This is a genomic window from Collinsella tanakaei, assembly GCF_030373545.1.
GTDB classification, from domain to species: Bacteria; Actinomycetota; Coriobacteriia; order Coriobacteriales; family Coriobacteriaceae; genus Collinsella; species Collinsella tanakaei_C.
Genome location: NZ_JAUDCO010000002.1, coordinates 254,112 through 277,014, shown reverse-complemented (window position 1 = coordinate 277,014; position 22,903 = coordinate 254,112). Strand labels below are relative to the sequence as shown.

At 64.1% G+C, this 22,903-nt stretch carries 17 protein-coding genes; all 17 read right to left on the bottom strand.

Annotation, left to right across the window (positions count from 1 at the left end):
• Positions 1 to 4: 4 nt before the first annotated feature.
• The 17 genes from rny to recO all read right to left on the bottom strand — a co-directional run bounded on the left by rny (position 5) and on the right by recO (position 22,878).
• The gene (gene rny / locus QUW00_RS02655; RefSeq protein WP_289612846.1) at positions 5 to 1,555 is read right to left on the bottom strand and encodes a ribonuclease Y; all 1,551 of its coding nucleotides are present in this window, start codon (positions 1,553 to 1,555) and stop codon (positions 5 to 7) included.
• Between the two features lie 250 nt (positions 1,556 to 1,805).
• Complete coding sequence (locus tag QUW00_RS02650; RefSeq protein ID WP_289612845.1) at positions 1,806 to 2,510, bottom strand: regulatory protein RecX; 705 nt, start codon at positions 2,508 to 2,510, stop codon at positions 1,806 to 1,808.
• Between the two features lie 5 nt (positions 2,511 to 2,515).
• Entirely contained in the window at positions 2,516 to 3,622 is a 1,107-nt protein-coding gene (gene recA, locus QUW00_RS02645) for a recombinase RecA (RefSeq protein ID WP_289612844.1), read from the bottom strand.
• Positions 3,623 to 3,896: 274 nt separating this feature from the next.
• Complete coding sequence (locus QUW00_RS02640; protein WP_289612843.1) at positions 3,897 to 4,409, bottom strand: CinA family protein; 513 nt, start codon at positions 4,407 to 4,409, stop codon at positions 3,897 to 3,899.
• Positions 4,410 to 4,416: 7 nt separating this feature from the next.
• A complete protein-coding gene (gene pgsA / locus QUW00_RS02635; RefSeq protein WP_289612842.1) occupies positions 4,417 to 5,055 on the bottom strand; it encodes a CDP-diacylglycerol--glycerol-3-phosphate 3-phosphatidyltransferase in 639 nt (212 codons plus the stop codon).
• Between the two features lie 8 nt (positions 5,056 to 5,063).
• Positions 5,064 to 6,407, bottom strand: coding sequence for a 30S ribosomal protein S12 methylthiotransferase RimO (gene rimO, locus QUW00_RS02630; protein WP_289612841.1), 1,344 nt, complete (start codon positions 6,405 to 6,407; stop codon positions 5,064 to 5,066).
• A gap of 37 nt (positions 6,408 to 6,444) precedes the next feature.
• Complete coding sequence (locus QUW00_RS02625; protein ID WP_289612840.1) at positions 6,445 to 6,942, bottom strand: YajQ family cyclic di-GMP-binding protein; 498 nt, start codon at positions 6,940 to 6,942, stop codon at positions 6,445 to 6,447.
• Positions 6,943 to 6,975: 33 nt separating this feature from the next.
• On the bottom strand, positions 6,976 to 8,325 hold the full coding sequence (locus QUW00_RS02620) for a helix-turn-helix domain-containing protein (RefSeq protein ID WP_289612839.1): 1,350 nt from the start codon (positions 8,323 to 8,325) through the stop codon (positions 6,976 to 6,978).
• Positions 8,325 to 11,126, bottom strand: a complete 2,802-nt coding sequence (locus QUW00_RS02615) for an FtsK/SpoIIIE family DNA translocase (protein ID WP_289612838.1) — start codon at positions 11,124 to 11,126, stop codon at positions 8,325 to 8,327. Before QUW00_RS02615 ends, QUW00_RS02620 begins: the two co-directional genes overlap by 1 nt.
• A gap of 1 nt (position 11,127) precedes the next feature.
• Positions 11,128 to 12,807, bottom strand: coding sequence for a ribonuclease J (locus tag QUW00_RS02610; RefSeq protein ID WP_289612837.1), 1,680 nt, complete (start codon positions 12,805 to 12,807; stop codon positions 11,128 to 11,130).
• 242 nt (positions 12,808 to 13,049) lie between these two features.
• Positions 13,050 to 15,302, bottom strand: a complete 2,253-nt coding sequence (locus tag QUW00_RS02605) for a polyribonucleotide nucleotidyltransferase (RefSeq protein WP_289612836.1) — start codon at positions 15,300 to 15,302, stop codon at positions 13,050 to 13,052.
• Positions 15,303 to 15,445: 143 nt separating this feature from the next.
• Positions 15,446 to 15,724, bottom strand: a complete 279-nt coding sequence (gene rpsO / locus QUW00_RS02600; protein ID WP_235421277.1) for a 30S ribosomal protein S15 — start codon at positions 15,722 to 15,724, stop codon at positions 15,446 to 15,448.
• Between the two features lie 339 nt (positions 15,725 to 16,063).
• Positions 16,064 to 17,377: an NCS2 family permease gene (locus tag QUW00_RS02595; RefSeq protein ID WP_289612835.1), complete on the bottom strand. Its 1,314-nt coding sequence runs from the start codon at positions 17,375 to 17,377 to the stop codon at positions 16,064 to 16,066.
• Between the two features lie 481 nt (positions 17,378 to 17,858).
• Positions 17,859 to 18,146 carry a hypothetical protein gene (locus QUW00_RS02590; protein ID WP_289612834.1) on the bottom strand — a complete coding sequence of 96 codons (288 nt, stop codon included), beginning with the start codon at positions 18,144 to 18,146 and terminating at the stop codon, positions 17,859 to 17,861.
• 155 nt (positions 18,147 to 18,301) lie between these two features.
• Entirely contained in the window at positions 18,302 to 20,044 is a 1,743-nt protein-coding gene (locus tag QUW00_RS02585; protein ID WP_289612833.1) for a [FeFe] hydrogenase, group A, read from the bottom strand.
• Positions 20,038 to 21,867 carry an NAD(P)-binding protein gene (locus QUW00_RS02580; protein WP_289612832.1) on the bottom strand — a complete coding sequence of 610 codons (1,830 nt, stop codon included), beginning with the start codon at positions 21,865 to 21,867 and terminating at the stop codon, positions 20,038 to 20,040. The genes QUW00_RS02585 and QUW00_RS02580 overlap by 7 nt, the downstream gene beginning before the upstream one ends.
• 258 nt (positions 21,868 to 22,125) lie before the next feature.
• The gene (gene recO / locus QUW00_RS02575) at positions 22,126 to 22,878 is read right to left on the bottom strand and encodes a DNA repair protein RecO (RefSeq protein ID WP_289612831.1); all 753 of its coding nucleotides are present in this window, start codon (positions 22,876 to 22,878) and stop codon (positions 22,126 to 22,128) included.
• Positions 22,879 to 22,903 lie beyond the last annotated feature (25 nt).

Here is a 22,903-nt window from a genome sequence, read left to right as displayed (position 1 = left end):
GTGCCTACTTCGCGATATCGACCGCGCGGCTCTCGCGGATGACGACGACACGAACCTGACCGGGGTACTCCATCTCGTCCTCGATCTGGTGGGCGATATCATGCGCGAGCACGGTGGCCTGAGCATCGGAGATCTTATCGGGCTGGACCATGACGTGGACCTCGCGGCCGGCCTGCATGGCATACGTGCGCTCGACGCCGTCATGAGAATTGGCGATCTCCTCGAGCTTCTCGAGACGCTTGATGTAGTTCTCGGCAGACTCGCGACGAGCGCCCGGACGGGAGGCGGAGATGGCGTCGGCAGCCTGGACCAGGACCGCAAGCACGGAATTGGGATCGACGTCGGCATGATGCGCCTCGATCGCGTGAACGATCGCGGGCTTCTCGCCGTACCGACGGGCAAGGTCGGCACCGATCACCGCATGAGGACCCTCGACCTCGTGGTCGATTGCCTTGCCAAGGTCATGGAGCAGGCCGGCGCGCTTGGCCACGCGAACGTCCACGCCGAGCTCGGAGGCCATGATGCCGCAGAGCTCGGAGACCTCGATGGAATGCTGCAGGACGTTCTGACCGAACGACGTACGGTAGCGCAGGGCACCGAGCGTCTTGACGAGCTCGGGATGAAGGTCATGGATGCCCGTATCGAACGCGGCCTGCTCGCCCGCCTCGCGCACACGCTGGGAAACGAGGTCGGAAGCCTTGCGATACATCTCCTCGATGCGCGCGGGATGGATGCGGCCGTCGGCGATCAGGTTCTCGAGGGCCACACGGGCGGTCTCGCGACGAACAGGATCGAAGCTCGAGAGCACGACGGTCTCGGGCGTATCGTCGATAACGAGGTTGACGCCGGAAACCTGCTCGAAGGTACGGATATTACGGCCCTCGCGGCCGATAATGCGGCCCTTCAGGTCATCGGACGGGATATGGACGGAGGTGACCGTCACCTCGGCGGTGTGGTCGGCAGCGCAACGCTGAATGGCAAGGGAGATGATCTCCTGCGCGGTCTTATGGCACTCGGCGCGGACCTGCTGCTCGGAATCGCGGATGATCGCAGCAGCCTCATGGGTCACCTCGCCACGGACCTTATCGAGAAGCTCCTTGTGTGCGTCGTCGCGCGTGAGCTCGGAGATGCGCTCAAGCTCAGAGGTCTGCTTGGCGACGAGCTCGTCAAGCTCACGGCTGCGCTTCTCGATCTGGCCCTGCTGGCTGGACAGCTGGTGCTCGCGCTTGTCGAGCGCATCATTGCGGCGGTCGAGAGACTCCTCGCGCTGCATGACGCGGTTCTCGAGCGTGCGCAGCTCGCGCTTGCGCTGCTTCTCCTCGGCCTCGGCGGCCTGCTTGTTTTGGATGATTTCCTCTTTGGCCTCGATCAGGGCTTCCTTCTTCAGGGTCTCTGCCGCTCGCTTCGCGTCGCCAATCAGGCGCTCTGCCTCAGCATGAGCCGACTCGATCTTCGAATCGGCCTCTTTGAGACTTCCGCTCTTGGCGCTGCGCATGGCGAACACGGCACCGAGAGCCCCGATAACGAGACCGATGATACCGATTACGATTTCCATGCTCGGTTTCTCCTTCAGTACGTTCAAGCAACAATAAGGACGCCGCCCGCGTACGGACGACATCAGACATTTGCTAGGGAATGGTCACCCAGTATGAAATGAATGTTCTCAATATCAATCTCATCAACGATGAGCGCATATCACATAACAAATGACGTATTCATCCTACGTTTACATAAGCACGATGTCAAACGGGCCAAACAGGCAAAACGCCGAAACCATCAAGACTCGACGGTTGACGTGGACGCAATCAAATCACTTCGATATCGTTGAGATGCGAGCGGACGGCTTCATTGGCCACAGCGAACGAATATCCTCGCGATACCAGAAACCGCACGAGCTTCTCGCGGGGGCGCGAAGCGGGCACCGACTTGCGGGACAGCGCGTCGAGGGCGCGTGCAAGATCGCCCTGCTCATCAAAGAACTCATCGGGATAACCGGGGATGTCATCGAGATTCACACCGCGCCGACGAAGCTCGGCCTCGATCTTCACCCTCCCCCATCCACGGCGCAGCCGTTCGTCGATGAAGTATTTGGAGAACCTGGCGTCATCAAGATACCGGCGCTCCCGAGCCAGCCGGAGCGCCTCGTCGATCTCGATATCGCGAAATCCGTATGCGGAAAGCTTGCCGCGCATCTCAGCGCACGCGTAATCGCGGCGCGAGAGCATCTCGGTCAGCAGCGAGAAGCAGACTCGAAGCTCAAGGTCGTGTATGGCGTCAAACGCATCGTCCACCGGCATCGGAAGCGCTAAAGAGCCCTCGTCGAGCAGACGCCCGACACGAACCGGCACGACGATATCGCTGACACCTCCGTTCGAAAGCGAAACGGAGACCTCGGCGAGCGGCTTTCGCCCTCGCCGGGCAGCGCGCGCCCGCGCCTCGGCGTCAGGCAGCGCCACGCTGATATCGATCGCGTCAACCTGCGAGGACGAAAGCTGCGAATTAGCATCCATGAAGGCTACTCGGCCTTGAGCGCAGTCTCGGCTACCTCGGCCGCCTCGACAGCCTCACCGGTCGACTCATCATCGAAATCCAAACCGCACGCAACGCGCACCTTGTGCTCGATCTCATCGGAGAGCTCGGGGTTCTTGCGCAGGAACTCCTTGGCGGCCTCGCGTCCCTGGCCCAGGCGCTCCGAGCCGTACGTATACCAGGCGCCGGACTTCTTGACGATCTCGTAGTCGACACCCATGTCGAGGATAGAGCCCTCCTTGGAGATGCCGGTGCCGTACATGATGTCGAACTCGGCGGTCCTGAAGGGCGCAGCGACCTTGTTCTTGACGACTTTACAGCGCACGCGACTGCCGACGATCTCGTTGCCGGCCTTGATGCTGTCAACGCGTCGAATGTCGATGCGCACGGACGAGAAGAACTTCAGGGCGCGGCCACCGGTCGTCGTCTCGGGGTTGCCGAACATGACTCCGATCTTCTCGCGAAGCTGGTTGATGAAGATGCAGGTGGTGCGGGACTTTGCGAGCGAGCCGGCAAGCTTGCGAAGAGCCTGGCTCATGAGGCGCGCCTGAAGACCGACCGAGGAGTCTCCGATCTCGCCTTCGATCTCGGCGCGAGGCACGAGGGCGGCGACGGAGTCGATGACGACCACGTCGATGGCGCCCGAGCGGACGAGCATGTCGCAGATCTCAAGTGCCTGCTCACCGGTGTCAGGCTGGGAGATCAGCACCTCGTCGATATCGACTCCGATGCGAGCGGCATAGCCGGGATCCAGGGCGTGCTCAGCGTCGATGAACGCCACCACTCCCCCTTCGGCCTGCGCCTCGGCGAGGATCTCAAGCGAAAGGGTGGTCTTACCCGAGGACTCGGGGCCGTAGATCTCGATGATGCGACCGCGGGGAACGCCCCCGATGCCCAATGCGGCGTCGAGGGAGAGCGCTCCCGTGGGGATCGCCTCGACTTCGAGCTCGGGACCGCCATCGCCATAGCGCATGATGGAACCGGTGCCGAATTTCTTCTCGATCTCGGCCTTGGTGACCTCGACCATCTTGTCGCGCTCGGCGCCATACGTGCGCTCGTGAACCTGCTTCGCGGGGGTTGAGCTCTTAGCCATGCGATTTCCTCCTTGGTGTCATTGCCGTCTTGACTATAGTCGAACAGCTGTTCGCAGTCAAGCTCGTCATCGCTATCCTACGATGGCGTCTTTGACACGTGACGAACGGTTTCCGACAGATACCTTTCACGGTGCATACCAATCTGCCCGAAACGATGTCCGACAAGACGACATTCTCGACAGCCGCGCAGGTAAACATGGGAGCGCAACGTCGACACGACAAGCGAGCGAGCGCGCGATCGCATGAGGGCGTACACGGAGGGCACGCGAAACTCTATCGATTCCCCATCGCTTCCGCCCGCTCGCAACACAGCTGGAGGGCCCTCAGCGCCGCCTGAGCACGAACGGCATCGCGGTCGCCGGCGAACATGCATCGCTCGGACGACGTGCGGAACGCATCGGAGCACCCGATGTACACGGTGCCCACCGGATTAATCTCGGTTCCGCCCCCTGGGCCGGCATACCCAGTCAGGCTGACCGCGATATCGGACGAAAAGACGCGACGGGAACCGTCGGCCATCTCCTCGGCGACCTGGGAGGAGACCTCCGTGTAGCACTCGAGGGAGCGCTCGGACACGCCGAGCACCGCATGCTTGACCTCATTGACGTAAGTGACCGCTCCGCCGCGCAGGACGCTCGATGCGCCCGGTATGCCCGCAATCGCGGAGGCAACCATGCCGGCCGTGCAGGATTCCGCCGTAGAAACGGTCAGCTGGCGCGAAGAGCACGCCTCCACGAGCCGGGCCGCGCTGTCCCGAAGGGCGCTGTGCAAAGCATCGTCGACCATATAGCCCCTAAGAGAAGATGACGTCGCGGCTTTTCCAGAGATACTGGATGCCGGAGACGACAGTCAGCACCACCGCGACGACCATCAGCGCATTCGATATCATGAGCAACACGATCGAGACCGGGCTCACGCCGGCCGAAGCGGTGAGCGCCGAAAAGGCGAACGTGAACAGATAGCTGCAGATGGCCACCATGGTGACGGCGGTCTTCACCTTGCCCAAGCCATCGGCGGCGATGACGACGCCGGCGGCGCTGGCAACCATGCGCATCGCGCTGACCAGAAACTCGCGGACAAGGATGATGAAGACGAACCACAGGTTGACGTATCCCATATCCATAAGCAGCAGCAATGCCGAGAAGACCAGCAACTTGTCCGCAATGGGATCGAGAAACTTTCCGAAATCGGTGATCTCGTGACGTGAACGGGCGAGGTAGCCGTCGACCTTGTCGGTAAGGCTCAGCACGACATAGAGCCCAAATGCGACGAACGCGAGCGCCGCGCTGGCCTGACCGAAATCGTTATGGTAGGAAAGGTCGCAGATGACCATGAACACCGGAATGAACAGGATCCTCACGCACGTGACGACATTGGCGGGTGTCCAGATAGCAGAACTGCTGCCCGCGCCGGATCTATCGTGACCGCTCATGAGATTCCTCATCCTTCCACTACGTGACCGATGAGCTCATAGCAGAAGCTATCGGTGAACTCGACTGTGAGAATATCGCCGACGCTCGCCTCGGATGCGTCCAGATGCACCGCGCCGTCGCTGTCGGGCGCCTGGAACCACGCGTGGCCGATGAGCTCGGGACCGTCCTCGGTCTGCTCGATGCCGTCCACGATCACCTCGGCGACCTCGCCCACGTGCGCCGCGGTGGCGGCGAACCCAAGGGCCTCGGCGAGGTCGACGGCGGCCTGGGTGCGCTCGAGCTTCTCGTCGTCATCGATCTGCCCGTCCATCTTCGCCGCACGCGTCCCGTCCTCAGGCGAGAACGCGAAGACGCTCGTGTAGTCGAAGCCGACGCGGTCCATGAACGACAGCATCGACTCAAACTCCTCGTCGGTCTCCCCGGGGAAGGCGACAAGATAGGTCGTACGGATCACCATGCCGGGAATCTCGGTGCGCAGGCGCGCGAACAGCTCCTCGAGCTCGGGCTCGGACCCCGTGCGATTCATCGCGCGCAGCACGCGGCCACTGCAGTGCTGGACGGGGATGTCGATATAGGGCAGCACCTCGGGCGTGTCGCGGATGGCGGCGACGAGCTCGTCGGTCATGCCCTCGGGCTGCAGGTACAGGACGCGAATCCACACCTTCTGCGGGCGTACGGCGGCGGCGACCGCCTCGAGCAGCTGCGCCAGCGTGCGGGGCCCCTCGACCGTCTCGTCGAAGTCGTTGCCCCAGATACCGGTATCCTGCCCGATCAGGACCAACTCGCGGACGCCTCCGGCAACAAGATCGTGAACCTCGGAGAGGATGGAAGCGGCCGAGCGCGAGCGATAGCGGCCTCGGATATAGGGAATGGCGCAGAAGCTGCAGAAGCGGTCGCAGCCGTCCGAAATCTTGATGTAGGCGACCGCGCCTTCGACCGTGCGCTTGACGGCGGGAATGTGCGCGGGGACCGTGCGCGCGATACCGAGGACGCCGTCGACGACACCGACGATGCCGTCCTCCTCATCGGTGCGCACGAATGCCGCCACCTCGGGCAGCTCAGGCGGGAGATCCGCGCCGTAGCGCGACGGAACGCAGCCGCACATGACGATCGGCACGCTGCGGACGCCGTCATGGACCTCCTCGGCGAGCGCCAAGGTCGTCTCGATGCTCTCGGACGTGGCGGATGCCAGGAAGGAGCACGTGTTGACGATCACCAGATCGGCCTCGGCGGTGTCATCGGTCTCGCCGTACCCGGCGGCTGAGAGCAACGAGCGCATGCGATCGGTGTCGACCTCGTTTTTCGCGCACCCAAGTGTTATGTAGAGAATCGAAGACGTCGATGATTCCATGGATTCAAGCGTACCTTTCTTATGCCGGACGCATGCGTTAGCGGTAGTTGACGAACTGGAGGGGCTGGCCGTAATCCTGGTCACGCAGGAACTGGATGACCTGCTGCAACGCATCTTTGGACGGGGACGACACGCGAAGCTTATCGGCCTCGATGGTCACCTTCACCTTGATCTTCGTATCCTTGACGTCCTTGTTGATTCGCTTGGCGGTCGCCTGGTCGATACCTTCCACGATGTGGCCGACGACGCGAATCGAGCCGCCGGATGCCGCCTGGGGAGCATCCCACTTGACGGCCTTCAGATCGATGCCGCGCTTGATCAGCTTGGAGTTCAGCACGTCGATAACCTGCTTCGAGACGAAATCGGCAGGCGCGTTGACGGTAAAGGTGCCCTCTCCCTTCGAAAGCTCGATGCGGGCGCCCGAGTCCTTGAGATCGTAGCGCTGCGCGATCTCACGGGAGCACTGCTGGTACGCGTTGTCGATCTCCTGCATGTCCACCTGGGAGACGACGTCGAAACTGGAATCCTTCGCCATGGCGATCATCCTTTCAAGAAACTTGTGTCCGCGCTATCGTGCGGACTCATCGGTCGTATCGGAAGAGGAATCCGAATCGGTCCGCTCGGCGTCGGCGCCGTCGGAGCCCTCAGCGCCTTCGTCGACGGTCTTGGGAACGGTGAGGGTGACCTTGCCCACGCCGGAGGTCTTCGTGTCCCAATCGACGCTGTCGCCGTTTTTGGTCACATGGACATCGGCGGGATGGTCGACGGTGATCTCGACGGAGCTCGTCGGGGTGTACTCGACCTCATAGGGGCCGGCAACCTGCTCGGAGAGCACGATGGTGCCGTCAACCTTGACCTCGAGCCACGAGGAGGCGCCCTCATCGAGCGAAACGGTCACCTTGGTCTCGACGGGCTCTGCGGGCTTGGCGTCGGCAGCCTTATCGTCGCCGTCGGAGGCATCGGCGTCCGCCTCCGAATCGGCATCTGCCGCATCGTCGGTCTCCCCATCCGTTCCGTCGGTCGCGCTATCGGAGGGTTCATCCGCATCGGTGGCGGTATCGGTGGCGGGCTGCGCCTGGGTCACCGGAGCCGAGCCGGCAGGAGTCGTCTCGGCAGGGGCGCTGCAGCTTCGCACGAGCAAGAAGATGACGAGCGCAAGCAGGATCAAGATGATGGCGAGCCCGCCGATCATGACGCGCGGGTCCATGGGAAGGCCGCTGGCGGCACCGGAACGCGGACGCGAGGAGCCGCGGGAGCGGGAGCGCTGCGGATAGCCGTCGCGCGAAGTACCGGAGCGCGAACGGGGGCCACGGCCGGAACGGGCCGCATCACGCAGGTCGGAGCGGCGCATACGGGCCGTGACCTCCATATCGATCGGGCCGGCGCCCGCGCGCTCGCCCGGGTGCGTCCGCCCGGAGGCGGTCCTCACGTTGCGCGGCCTGCCCTCTCCCGTCGAAGCGAGGCTCGCCACGCGGCGCTCGTTGCCGGCGACGCGCATGGGAACGTGACCCGACGTCATATCGGACACATAGCCCGCCTGCGGAGGACGCTGGGCGTAGCGAGAGCTCGGAGGCGTGGGATCCACCATCAGGTAGCGGCCGCTCGTGCTGACGCTGCGGGGCACGGGGTCGGTCGCGCCCTCGGTGAACCGGCTGCCGGCGGAGCTTCCGCCCCGCTCGAACATATAGAGCTCATCGAAGTAGGCGTTCACGACCTCACGGGGATTCAGACCGAGGTAGCGGGCGTAGCTCGCGATCATGCCCTGCGCGTAGCCGCGCGGCGGCATCGAGGCGAAATTCCCGGTCTCGAAGAACTCAATGATCTGGGGTCTTATTTTGATGACGTTGGCGACCTGCTGGATCGACATGCCCAACTCACGACGTCGATTGAGCAGCATCTCGCCGAAGCGACTGGACATCAGAACCCTCCAAACTCATCTTCTTGGGCCATGCGGGCCTCGACGGCTTCGAGCTCGGAAAGTCCTTCCTCATCGAGGAGAACCTCGCGCGGCTTGGAGCCGTCAGGGGGTCCGACAACGCCCTTTTCCTCAAGCATATCCATGATACGACCGGCGCGCGCATAGCCGACCTTAAGGCGGCGCTGCAAACCGGAGGTAGAACCGAGCTGCGTCTCGACCACGATGCGCGCGGCCTCCCAGAGCAGCGGGTCGTCATCTCCCCCGTCGTGGGAGGAGGCGGAACCGCCCGCCATGGAAGCGGGAGCAACCGCCGAGAGAATCTCCTCGTGGTAGTCTGCGGGGCTTTGCTCTTTGACGAACTCGACGACCGAGAAGATCTCCTCGTCCGAGACGTAGCAGCCCTGGATGCGCTTGGGCTTGCCCCAGTCGACGCGGCTGAAGAGCATGTCTCCCTGACCGATAAGCTTCTCGGCGCCCGTCTGGTCGAGGATGACGCGGCTGTCGATGCCCGTGGCGACGGTGAGGCCGATGCGGTTGGTGATATTCGCCTTGATGAGACCGGTGACAACGTTGGAACTCGGGCGCTGCGTCGCCACGATCATATGGATACCCGCGGCACGACCGAGCTGCGCGATGCGCACGATGGACGCCTCGACGTCCTTGCCGGCGACCATCATGAGGTCGGAGAGCTCATCGATCACGATGACCAGATAGGGCATCTTCGCGGGCGGGTTGTCGTACTTCTCGAAGTCGCCCGCGGCCTGTTTCTCGTTGAACGTCGAGATCTTGCGGACGCCGATGCGCTCGAACACCTTCAGGCGACGCTCCATCTCGGAGACCGCCCACTGCAGGGCGCTCGCCGCCTGCTTAGGCTCGGTCACGACCGGGACGTACAGGTGGGGCAAGCCGTCGTAGGGAGCGAACTCGACACGCTTGGGGTCGATCATGATCAGGCGCACATCCTCGGGGAACGTGCGCATGAGGAGGCTCATGAGGATGGAGCTGATGACCACCGACTTGCCGGAACCCGTCGTGCCCGCGATGAGCAGATGCGGCATCTTGGCAAGGTCGGCGACCATGGGCTGGCCTTCGGCATCCCGACCGAGCGCGAACTCGAGCGGGCCGCCCTTGACGTAGGGCAGGATATCGCCGAACGCGACGGTCTGACGCGTGCGGTTGGGAATCTCGATACCGACCAGGGAGGTGCCGGGAATGGGGGCGAAGATGCGCACCGAATCGGTGGCGAGCGAAAGCGCGATGTCGTCCTCAAGATTGGAGATGCGGCTCACGCGCTCGCCCTCGCCCGGCTGCACCTTGAACGTGGTGACCGTGGGACCGGAGATCCATCCGACGACACGCGAGTGCAGGCCGAACTCCTGCAGCGTCGCCTGCAGGGCGGACGCGGTCTGCTCAAGCTCCTTCTCGGAGCTTTTGCCGGAAGCCGAGGCGGGGCTATGGCGGAGCATGGATGCGGGCGGCAGCTTGCGCTCCCCGTCGTCAGCGTCGGCGGCCGGCGAGACGGGCTGCACGGGCGTGCGCGAAGACGAAGCTTTCTTCTTGGCGGCAGGCTTTTGCGCGGTCGCCGGAGCAGCCGCTACCCCAGCTGCACCCTGAGCCGCCTTCTTCAGGAAATCGGGCACCGGGGGCTCGGCGACGGCTGCGGCGGCAGCGGCAGGAACGGCAGACGACGGGGCCGCGTCATGAGCGCCGCCAGACGACTGGCCGGAATCCGGCTCATCCCAAGGAAGCGCATCGAGCGGCTCGAGCGCAGATGAAGCGGAAAACGTGTCGGCCGCCGCCTTATGGATGGCATCGAGCCCGCGCGCAGGCGTCGCGGCCGCCGTGTCAGACGCGGGAATCGCATCGACCTCGGTCAGATCGCCCGCAAAGCGCTCCTTCACCGGAATGAGGGTGGTCTTCGCATGCTCGGCGGCAAGCTGATCCGACACGTCGACGAAGGGGTCCTCGCCGGTATCGGGGGCCGCATCCGCCACGCTCGACACACGGCTCCCCAGATAGGTGGTGCGCGCCGTCCCCTCCTCGTCAAACAGCGATGCCTGGGCGGGAGCGGCGGGGTGCGCTGCAGCGCGGGGGGCACGTGCGGAATCGGCGCCAGGGGCCGCATCGCCCCAAGGGCGCTCGTTGACATCGACGCGACGGCGCTGGGCAAGCGACTCCGCGCGAGCGGCGACGCCCCGTACGACATCGCTCACCGAAAACCCGATGATCACGAGGCCGAGCACGATAACGCCGACCAGGATGACGTAAGAGATGGTCTTGCCCAGAGCACCCTGCAGAGCGCTGGCGATGAAGGCGCCGACATACCCACCGGATGCCGACAGGTTTTCCGGCTCGAACATAGCCGCACTCGACAGCTCGGTATAGGGCACCGACAGGGAGAGCATGGAGATGATCGCAACGAAGATGAGGCCGGCCCCGGCTGCCGTGCGCAGCGAGACGGGCTCTCCGCCGCGGACGAACAGCAAAGCCGCGACACCGAGGATGCACAGAGGAACGACATAGGCGCCCAAACCGAACCCCAGATGGTAGAAGCCGGCAACAGCGGCAGCGACCGGGGCGGACGTGGGCGAGATGACCGAGATGAAGGAAGCCACCGCGAAGACGGCAAGCAGCACCCCGGCGATATCACGACCCGACCCGGCATCCATCAAGGGCTCCAAGGGCTGCTCTTTCTCGGCAGCCTTGTTGGCGCGCAGCTCGCGCGGCGACACCGCGGCGCCGCCGGCGCGCTTGCTCGCGCCGCCCTTCTTCGATGTCTTCTTGTTCCCCGAAGCCGCCACGCTAGACCTCCATGACGACCGGGATGATCATCGGGCGCGTGCGGGTACGGTTCCAGATGAAGTTGGACAGCGAATCGCGCACCGCCTTGCGCAGCGCGTCGGTGCCGCTGCTCGTGAAGTTGAAGGAGCCCTTCTCGATCATCTTCATGATGGACGCGGACGCGTCGGAAGTAAACTCGTCGTCGATGGTGAACGAGACGCCGCGACCGGAGAACTCGATGGCGTCGATGCGCTTGCGCTTGAGCGAGACGATGGCGACCGCGGTCACCATGCCGTCGTTGGCGAGCTTCTGGCGATCGCGCAGCACGATGGGGTCGGTATCGCCGATGCGCAGGCCGTCGACATACACCACACCGGACTCGACCGGCTCGCCGAGGCGCACCTCGCCGCCGCGCATTTCAAGGGCCTCGCCGTTATCGAGGATGAAGATGTGATCGGCGGGAATGCCCACCTTGCGCGCCAGGCGCGCATGCGCGCGCAGATGCACCGCCTCGCCATGCACGGGCATGAAGTATGCGGGGCGCGTCATGGCGAGCATCAGCTTGAGCTCCTCCTGGCTTCCGTGGCCGGAGACATGGACGAGCGTGCGATTCTTGTCGTAGACGTCGCAGCCGATCTTGGCAAGGCTGTTGATGACCTGCTGGACGCCCTTCTCGTTTCCGGGAATCGGCGTAGCGGAGATGATGACCGTATCGCCGTCGTGCATGGAAAGCGTCTTGTGCTCGCCGTTCGCCATGCGGGAGAGCGCCGAGAGGGGCTCGCCCTGGCTGCCGGTGCACATGACGACGATCTTGTCCTCGGGCAGGTTGTTGATCTCGTAGGCGTCGATGATGTCCTCTTCGGGGATATCCAGATACCCGAGTTCGCGGGCGACGCGCGTGTTGGTGAGCATCGAACGGCCGGTCACGACGATCTTACGGCCGCAGCGGCGCGCCGCATCGCAGATCTGCTGCAGACGGTGGATATGGCTCGAGAAGCTGGCGACGAACACGCGACCCGGAGCGTCCTTGATGGCAGCGTACAGCGACGGGCCGACCTCGGCCTCGGACTTCGTGAAACCGGGCACCGTGGCGTTGGTGGAGTCGGACATGAGCAGGTCGATCCCCTGCTTGGCAAAGCGGCTGATCGACGCGTAGTCGGGCGTCACGCCGTCGATGGGCGTCTGGTCGAGCTTGAAGTCGCCCGTATGCATGACGTTGCCCTGCGGGGTGCGGATGAACACGCCCAGGGCGCCGGGAATCGAGTGCGTCATGGAGAAGAAATCGATGGAGATGCAGCCCAGATTGACGTGGCTGCCGCCGGCGACCTCACGGAACTTGGGTGCACGGATGCGGAACTCGGCGAGCTTGCCCTCGATGAACCCGAGGGTCAGCTTGCTCGAGAAGATAGGAACCTTGTTATTCAGGTCCTGCAGCAGGTAGGGCAAAGCACCGGTATGGTCCTCGTGACCGTGGGTGACGACGATGCCGCGCAGCTTCTCCTCGTTCTCGAGGACATAGGTGTAGTCCGGAAGCACGAGGTCGATACCGGGCTGCGAGTCATCGGGGAACATGAGGCCCGCGTCGACGAGTACCATGTCCTCGCCGCACTCGAACACGGTCATGTTCTTACCGATGCCGTCCAGACCGCCCAGGGGAATGATCTTGAGCGGCGCCGACTTCTTCTTAGTTGTTTGAGCCATAAAGCGAGCTACGTCCTTTCTATTGATCGCGATCAATGCAACGGCGGTCGTGCCGCCGAACCGTTCTGGTAATTCCGCATGGCAGATGCCATGGGCGAAACACATGGATATTGCATTGTACCAACAAGAGCCTAACGATTTTCGCAGCAGCAGCCGTCCCCACACGAACAGCGGAACGCCCGATATACAAAAAAGGTCCCGGGTATGATCCCGGGACCCTGTGCGCGTTCTATCGCGTTTCGTTAGCCCTCGTGATGGCGACGGGGCGCGCGGCCGCCGTTGTCGCCGGGCGTGCGACGGGGACGGTCGCCGTGCTCGCGACGCGGACGACCCGGACGGTCACCGCGCTCGCGGCGCTCGCGATTGCCCTTGAAGCCGCCCTCGGAGCCGGAGCCCTCGGGAGCCTTCGGCTTGTCGATGCGATCGAGCGAGACCTTGCCCTTCTCGTCGACCTCGATGACCTTGACCTTCACCTCATCGCCCACGTTGAGCACGTCCTCGACGCGCTCCACGCGACCCTCGGCAACGCGGGAGATGTGCAGCAGGCCGTCCTTGTCGCCGAAGAGGCGCACGAACGCGCCGAACTTCTCGACCGTGACGACGCGGCCGTCGAAGACCTCGCCCACCTCGGGCTCGCGGATGATCTCCTTGATGCGGGCGATGGCCATGTCGGCCGCCTCGCCCACACCGCCCACGACGACGGTGCCGTCCTGCTCGACGTTGATCGTGGCACCCGTCTCGTCCTGGATGCTGCGGATGGTGTCGCCGCCCTTGCCGATGATGTCGCGGATCTTCGCGACGGGCACCGTGACGGTCTCGATGCGCGGCGCGCTGGAGCGGAGCTGCTCGCGCGGGCCGGGAATGACGTCGAGCATCTTGCCTAGGATGAAGGCACGGCCGGCCTTGGCCTGCTCGAGGGCGGTCTTCAAGATGTCGAACGTGAGGCCGGTGGCCTTGTTGTCCATCTGAAGGGCCGTGATGCCGCGCTCGGTGCCGGTCACCTTGAAGTCCATGTCGCCGAGGAAGTCCTCGATGCCCTGGATGTCGGAGAGGACGACGGTCTTGCCCTCCTCCTGGATGAGACCCATGGCGATGCCGGACACGGGGCGCTTCAGCGGCACGCCGCCGTCCATGAGGGCCAGGCAGCTCGCGCAGGTGGACGCCATGGACGAGGAGCCGTTGGACTCCATGACCTCGGAGACGACGCGGATAGCATACGGGAACTCCGTCTCGTCGGGCAGCACCGGCAGAAGGGCGCGCTCGGCGAGGTTGCCATGGCCGATCTCGCGGCGCTTGGGAGCGCCGATGCGGCCGGTCTCGCCCGTGCAGAACGGCGGGAAGTTGTACTGGTGCATGTAGCGCTTGCCCTCGACCGGCTCGATGGTGTCGAGGCGCTGGCCCTCGCTCAGCATGCCGAGCGAGAGAACGGAGAGCACCTGGGTCTGGCCGCGCTGGAACAGGCCGGAGCCGTGAACGAGCGGCAGGTAGGAATCCTTGACCATGATGGGGCGGATCTCGTCGGCCGCACGGCCGTCCACGCGCTCACCGGTCTCGACGACCATGGTGCGCATTGCCTTCTTCTCGAGCTTCTTGAGGTTGACCGGGATCTCGCGCTCCCACGTGAGCTGTTCCTCCTCGGTGAACTCGGCGCGGATGCGCTCCTTGAGCTCTTCGACGTGCGCGATGCGGGAAAGCTTGTCGGCGTCGGACAGGGCGGCGTACATCTCGTCGTAATGGGCGAAGATGCGCTCCTCGACCTCGGGGACGGGCTGATCGAGCACATACTCCTTCGGCTGGATGGGACCGTTGACGCGCTCCCACTCCTCGATGAAGGCAAGCTGCGCGTCGCAGAAGGCGCCGATGGCCTCCTGGCCGAACTGCATGGCGGCGAGCATGTCGTCCTCGGTGACCTCTTCGGCGCCCGCCTCGACCATCGAGATGAAGTCGCGGGTACCGGCTAGCTCGAGGTCGAGGTCGGAGTTCTCGCGCTCCTCATAGGTGGGGTTGACGATGAACTCGCCCGTCTCCTTGTTGCGACCGATGCGCACGCAGGCAAGCGGACCCTCGAACGGCACGCCGCCCACCGTAAGGGCAAGCGAGGCGCCCATCGTGCAGATGACGTCGATGGGGTTCTTCTGGTCGGCCACGAGCGAGGTCGCGACGATCTGGACCTCGTTGCGGAAGCCGTCGGGGAAGCTCGGGCGGATGGGACGGTCGATCATGCGCGCGGTGAGCGTCGCCTTCTCGGAGGGACGGCCTTCGCGCTTGAGGTAGCCGCCCGGAATGCGGCCAGCGGCGTACATCTTCTCGTTGAAGTCGACGGTCAGCGGGAAGAAGTCGTAGTTCTTGCGCTCTTTGGACACGACGACGGTCACGAGCGCGGTGGTGTCGCCCTGCTTGACCAGGGTGGCGCCGGTCGCCTGCTTGGCAAGCTCGCCGCTCTCCAGCGTGTAGGTCTTGCCGTACAGCTCGAAAGTCTTAGATACGAGAGTCATTTTTCTCCTTCATCTCCGCACGCCCCGTTGCGTGCGGGCCTCGAATAGTGTCTGCGGGACATCCCGCAGGCGGCGTAGAGGTCGCGGTTGCGGCCCCTTACATGAAAAGGAGCCCCCGCGGGGGCTCCTGCATGCACAACGTGTTACTGGATGTTGTCGCGGATGCCGAGTTCCTTGATGAGCGCACGGTACTCGAAGATGTCGTTCTTCTTGATGTAGGACAGAAGACGACGACGGCGACCGACCAGCATGAGCAGACCGCGGCGGGTGTGGAAGTCCTTCTGGTGGGACTTCATGTGCTCGGTGAGCTCGCGGATGCGCTCGGTGAGGATGGCAACCTGAACCTTGGGGTTGCCGGTGTCGACGGGGCTGTTGCCGAACTGCGCGGTGAGCTCGGCCTTGCGCTCCTTGGAGACGGTCATGGTGTACACCTTTCTCTTGAATACGCCCAACACTGGGAAGCCGCCGGTGCAGCGAGCCTCTAAGTGCGGGTAACCAACATCTGCATATGGTACCACAGCCGCGTGCGTTCACGAGAACTGCACGATACGCCGCCTGCGGGGACCCGAGGCGGCAGCGGCGCGCACGTGACGGACCGGGTGAGATGCGACCGGCCATTGTGCCCACGGGTTTGCCTCAGTTACCGACTCATAACTGAGACAAACCCGTGGGCACAACAGAGCGCCAGCAAACGGCAAAGCCGCGGCCGGGGACGGACCCCGGCCGCGGCATATCTCACCGAAGCGCTGCGCTGTCTGCGATTAGAGCAGCAGGAAGTACAGCAAAAACGCGGCGCCAGCGACCCACATGAGCGGGCGCACGTACATGGCGCGGCGCGTCACCACGGCCACGAGGATGTAGGTAATGAAACCGAGGCCGATGCCGTTGGAGATCGAATAGGTGAACGGAATGCCGGCGATGATCATGAACGTCGGGAAGCCCTCGAGCACGTCGTCCCAGTTGACCATGGCGACGTCGCCCATCATGAGGAAGCCGACGAACACGAGCGCACCGCAGGTCGCCGCCGAGCTGATGCAGGAGATGAGCGGCGACAGGAACGCGGCCAGGATGAACAGGATGCCGGTGAAGACCGAGGTCAAGCCAGTGCGACCGCCATCGGCTGCGCCCGAAGCGGACTCGACGAACGTCGTGACGGACGAAGCGCCCAAAAGGCCGCCCACCGCAGCGGCGACGGAGTCGACGATGAGGATCGGCTTGATGTCCTCGACCCTACCGTCCTCGGTCAAAAACTCGCCCTGCTTGGCCACAGCCATGGCGGTGCCCATGGTGTCGAAGAAGTCGCTCATCATGAGCGAGAACGCGAACAGCAGGATCGTCGGGGTGGTGATTGCCTTGACAAGGCCCATCACACCGTCGGAATCGTTCATGAACGGAGCGCCGGCCGTCGAGAAGTCGAGCGGCGCGACGATGCCGGAAGGCGCCTGGGTGACGCCCAGAGGAATGCCGCACACCGCAGCGATGAGGATGCCCCACAGCAGCGCGCCCTTGACCTTCATGGAGTAGAGCACGACGGTCGCCACGATGGAGATGGCGCCGACCAGAAACGTCGGGTCCGTCACGCTGCCGAGCGACACGAGCGTGTCGGCGTTGGCCAGGATGATGCCGCCGTCCTTGAGGCCGATCATGGCGATGAACAGGCCGAGGCCGATCGAGATGCCGCGACGCAGCGACACCGGGATGGCCTCCATGATGGCCTCGCGCAGGCCGCACAGCACGAGCAGCAGAATCGCGATACCCTCGATGAACACGACGGCCATGGCGGTCTGCCAGCCAAGGCCCATCGCACCGCAGAGCGTATAGGCGACAATGGAGTTGATGCCCATGCCGGAGGCGCACGCGAGCGGGCGATTGGCGAACAGGCCCATCATGATGGTCATGATGCCGGCGCCCACGCAGGTCGCCGTGACGGCAGCGTTGATGGGCACGCCGCCCGCCTCCAAGATGAGCGGGTTGACCACGATGATGTAGGCCATGGCCAGAAACGTGGTGAGTCCCGCGCGCAGCTCGGTTGCCACCGAGGAGCCGCGCTCACCGATCTTGAAAAACTGTTCCATACGGGTTCTCCCTCTCCCAAAACAAGCGGCCTCCGTTCGGAAAGCCACCCGGACACTCTAGCACGTCCGAGCGTTATGGACGCGATTTTGTAACAAGAGACCGTATTGGAGAGCGGGTTTGTACGGATTGTTTAGGCGACGGGTTTGTCTCAGTTGCAGGCGCGTAACTGAGACAAACCCGTAAGCGCAAATCAGCGACGATCCGCCAAGAGGCGACAAGATTGCACCCGACAAGATTGCACCTGGCACCAACTTGTCGCTATTGTTCCAGCGGGATGAAACGGCGAGCGGCGATGGGCGGCAGCACGATGCCGAGAACCGCCCAGATATACGTCCCTATCGCCGAGCTCCATTCGCCCACGAGGATATAGTAGATGCCGAATAGCACATTGAGGATCAGCGCTGTTCCGCCCAGAAGCGCAAGGCCAAGCAGCCAGCCCTCCTTTGCCGTCCAGGTTTGCTCGTTCGGGTATCCAGAAGCCTAGAGCGAGAACAGCCGTTGCTTGACGGCGCGGTGCGCCCGATAGATCAGCACGTACGCGCAGACGGTGACGATGATGGCCACGATGATGAGCAGGCTCGCGAGCCCGAGCGCGCGAAACCAACCGGAGATATCTTCATCGCCGAGCACAAAGACCGCGTACCCGTACCACCCTGCCGCAGCGATCGCCATGATCGCGCTCACGATCAATTCGAATTTGATGCACTTGAGAATTGCGATACGAGGAGCCTCTCCCAATACATGCCAGCGCTGCATGAACTCGCCCATGGTTCCTCAAACACCAGAAGCACTTCCCTACCGGACTGCTACCCACAACAAAGCGGCGCAAACCTTCTGCGGCAGAAAAAGCCGCGACCGGCAGACGGCCGGCCGCGGCTGAACTCACGGGAGGCGACAAGATTGTACCTAGCACCAACTTGTCGCTAACGGGGCATGGACCAGGCGGTGTGGTCGGTGTGGAGCAGCTCCTCGGCGCGCTCGGAGAGCGGATGCTCGAGATAGTCGTCGTAAACGAGTTTCACGCTCGGATTCTCGTGGCTGAAGCGGACCTCGGAGGCCGCATCGAGCCCCCACAGCACGTCGCCGCGCTCGCCTGCAAGCTCGCAGCCGTCGTGGATCGGCTGGCCGCCGCCGCCCACGCAGCCGCCGGGGCACGCCATGATCTCGACGAAGTCATAGGAGACCTCGCCGGCGCGCAGCGCCTCGATGAGCCGATGGGCGTTGCCCAGACCGTGCGCCACCGCGACGCGCAAGGGCGTTCCGGCCAGATCGAAGGTCTTCTCCTTCCAGCCGTCCAGGCCGCGCACTCCCGAGAACGCATCGGGATCGGGGTTCTCGCCGGTGGCGAGATAGTACGCGGAACGCAGGGCGGCATCCATGACGCCGCCGGTGGCACCGAAGATCACGGCAGCGCCGGTACCGAAGCCGAGCGGCTGGTCGAGCTTTTGCTCCTCGATCGTGGTCGCATCTATATGCGAGGCGCGCACCATGCGGTCGACCTCGCGTACGGTGAGCACGTCATCGACATCCGGGTCGCCGTTCTCCCCCACCATGGTGGGCAGCGCAGCCTCGGACTTCTTGGCGACGCAGGGCATGATCGACACGCAGAAGATCTTGGAGGGATCGACGCCCAGCGCATCGGCGTAGTAGGTCTTGGCCACGGCGCCGAACATCTGCTGCGGTGACTTGGACGTGGACACCTGGTCGAGCATGTCGGGATAGTGCGACTTGACGTAGCGGATCCAACCCGGGCAGCACGACGTGAACATCGGGAACTTGATGTTCTCGCCGCCGGGCTCACCGGCCTTCTTGATGCGCTCGAGCAGCTCCGAGCCCTCCTCCATAATGGTGAGGTCGGCGGAGAAGTTCGTGTCGAACACGTAGTCGAAGCCCATCATGCGCAGCGCGGTGGCAAGGCGCTCGACGGTCGCCTCCTCACGGGGCAGGCCGAGCGACTCGCTCCACGAGGTACGGACGGCGGGCGCGATCTGCACGAGGCAGATCTTGTCCGGATCGGCCAGGGCGTCGAAGACGCGCTCGGTGTCGTCACGGGCGCGCAGGGCGCCGGTCGGGCAGTGCGTGATGCACTGGCCGCACAGAGCGCAATCGGTCTCGGAGAGCTTCTTGCCGCCGGCGACGTTCACGACCGTATGGCTCGCGCGGCTCGTGAGATCCCACACGCCGGTCCCCTGAACCTTCTCGCAGATCTGGATGCAGCGCAGGCACTTGATGCACTTGTCGTTGTTGCGGATGAGCGGGAACGAGGGGTCGGACTTGAAACCCTCGAGGTGCTTGGAAAACGGCAGGTCGGTAATGCCAAGATCGTTGGCGAGCGACTGCAGCGAGCAGTTGCCCGAACGGGTGCAGCTCGTGCACTCGGAATCGTGCTGCGACAGCAGGAACTCGACGTTGGTCTTGCGGGCGATGCGCGCTTTGTTGCTGTTGGTGCGCACGACCATGCCGTCGAGCACGTAGTTGTTGCACGCGGCGACGAGCTGATCGATGCCCTCGATCTCGACCACGCACACGCGGCAGGCGCCGACCTCGTTCAGGTCGCGCAGATAGCACAGCGTCGGGATCTTGATGCCCACGCTCGCGGCGGCATCGAGAATCGTCGTGTGCTCGGGAACCTCGACCTCGCGGTCGTCGATGATGAGCTTTACCACTGGAAGTTCCTCCCCCCACGGAACGCGCCGAAGCCGAAGTGATCGCAACGCAGGCAGCGCGAGGCCTCCTGGTGGGCCTCCTCCTCGGTCAGGCCGATCTCCGCCATCTCGAAGTCGCTGATGCGCTCGGCGGCGTCGCGCTCCTTGAGCTCGCAGCGACCGCACAGACGCTTGCCCTTGAACTGAACAGGCGGCAGCTCGACGTCGAGCTCGATGTTGTGGTCGAACCCAAGATGCCGGTCGATGTTGGCTGCCGCAACCTTGCCGGCGTTGATGGCGCGGATGACGGTCGCGGGACCGGTCTGGCAGTCGCCGCCGGAGTACACGCCGTCAAAACCGGCCACCGCGCCCTCGGTATCGGTGACGATGCGGCCCCACTTGCACGGGATGCCAATGTTCTCGAACGTAGCCGAGTCGATGTCCTGGCCGATCGCGACGATCACGCGGTCGCAGGCGATCAGCTGCTCGGGCGCAGCTGCGGCGCGCGGCGCGGGGCGACCGCGGCGAGGCGCACCGATGATCTGCGGCTGAACCACCACGCCGGCAACACGGCCGTCGTCGGTCGTCTCGATGCGGACCGGGGCGTTGAGCTCCATGATCTGGCATCCCTCGGCCTCGGCACCGGCGATCTCGGCGTCCTGCGCGGTCATGTCGCAGATGCGACGACGGTACGCGATGATGACCTTCTCGGCACCCAGGCGCACGCTGGAACGCGCGACATCCATGGCGACGTTTCCGCCACCGATGACCACAACGCGCTCGCCGGAAAAGTCCGGCATCTCGCCATCGCCGATGGCGCGCAGCATCTGGACGGCCGAGACGACGCCTTGAGCGTCTTCGCCCTCAAGGCCGAGCTTCTTGTCGCTGTGGGCGCCGATGGCCAGATAGACGGCGTCGTAATCGCGGCGAAGCTGCTCGAGGCCGGCGCCGTCGATAGAGCACTCGAGCTCGACATCGATGCCGCAGTCCAAGATCCACTGGATCTCGGCCTCGAGGTCCTCGCGCGGCAGACGGTAGCTCGGGATGCCGTAGCGCAGCATGCCGCCGAGGTGCTTGCGCTGCTCGAAGATCTTGACCTTGTGGCCCATGAGCGCCAGGTAGTACGCGCAGCTGATGCCAGCGGGGCCGCCGCCGATGACAGCGACCTTCTTGCCGGTCGGCTCGGCCATGTTGGGACGGTAGTCGTGCTCCATATGGTCGGTCGCATAGCGCTTGAGCGCGAGGATGTTCAACGGGTCGTCGACGATGCCGCGACGGCAGTGCATCTCGCAGGGATGCTCGCACACGCGGCCGCACACGACCGGCAGCGGGTTGTCCTTGCGGATTAGACGCACCGCATCGGCGTAGCGGCCCGCCTCGACGAGCGAGATATAGCCCGGAATGTCGACGTTGGCCGGGCAGCCCGCAACGCACGGGACGCGCTCGTTCTGCTCGAAGCCGCAGGCGTGCTCGCGGACGTGGTGCTCGAAGTCATCGCGGAAACCGCGCACCGCCATGAGGGCCATCGAACCGGCCTCGTAGCCGATCGCGCAGTCGCTCGACAGGTAGATCGTGTTCGCGGTCTTCTCGATCAGATCGATCGTCTCGAGCGTCGCGCGGTTCGCCAGAACCTCCTCAAGGAGGTCGGCGAGCGCCTTCAGACCGACGCGACAGGGCGTGCACTTGCCGCAGCTCTGCGTGGCGCACATGTTCACCAGCGCCGCCGTGAACTCGACCGGACAGGGCGCAAGCGAACGAGCGGCGAGGCGCCGTCCGAGCGCATCATGCAGGTCGTCCATGACGGCCTGGGCATGGCTGCGCTCCATGACATGAAGTCGTGCCATAAAAACTCCCCTCTGAACGTGTCAATAAACTTTTATCACGCATACAGGCGCAATGAGCCGACGAACCTCCAAACGGACGGAACGGCTTCGTAAGCGTGCAGGTCGCAGCGCACACACGGAACTTTCACCGTAAGGACACCCGGTGGGCTCTCCCAAAATGATAGACACTTTATCCAAGTGGAATGATAGAACTTTATCATCATGCCATGCGTCACCGGCATGGCTGCAGAGACCGTCGCCGCGAACGACGATATGAGATTACCGCCCGAGCATGAATTCGAGCGCCCGAAGGCGGGCGTCAAGGTGGGTCACCGCCCACAGATGGGCCAAGGCGAGCAGATACGAGGCAGTCGTCACATCGATCGGCGAGGAGGCGAGCTCATCGAACCGCGCGTGAATGCATGCGCGCAGCCATTCCACCTGGGTCGCATCGACCGGCTCGGCCCCCGGTATGCTCGAGGCGCACGAACCGCATAGCAGCCCGCCGGCACTCGCCGAGAAATAGCTGACCGCGGCATCGCCGCAAGCCACGCATGAGGAGAAGTCGGGCCGGTAGCCAAGATGCGAAAGCACCTTGAACACGTAGGCAGCGACCACGATATCCAGGTGGACGGCGTCGGTCGAAACGTCGCCGACCACCTGCAGCGCACGCTGGGTGATCGAGAAGATGTAGGGATCCTCGGCATCCTCGTAGCAGCACAGGCGGGCGATATCGGCCACCGCGCTCGCCGCGCTCATGCGCTCGTAGGTGGGCGTCGACCCGAGCGGGGCCTCTAAAAGCTCGGCTTGCGAGACGATATCGAGGTTGCGCCCGTGTGCAAGCAGAAGATCGGTCGTGCAGAACAGCTCGCAGCGAGCCGCAAGCCGGCTGCCGGGCTTTCGCGCGCCCTTGGCGACGGCGCGAATCTGCCGGCCGGAATCGGCCAGGAGGGTCAAGATCAGGTCGGCCTCCTTCAGCTTGACCTTGTCGAGCACGAGCGCGCGCGTGCGATATGTCCGAGAACCCGCCACAGGACAGTCACCACATCCAACCGCG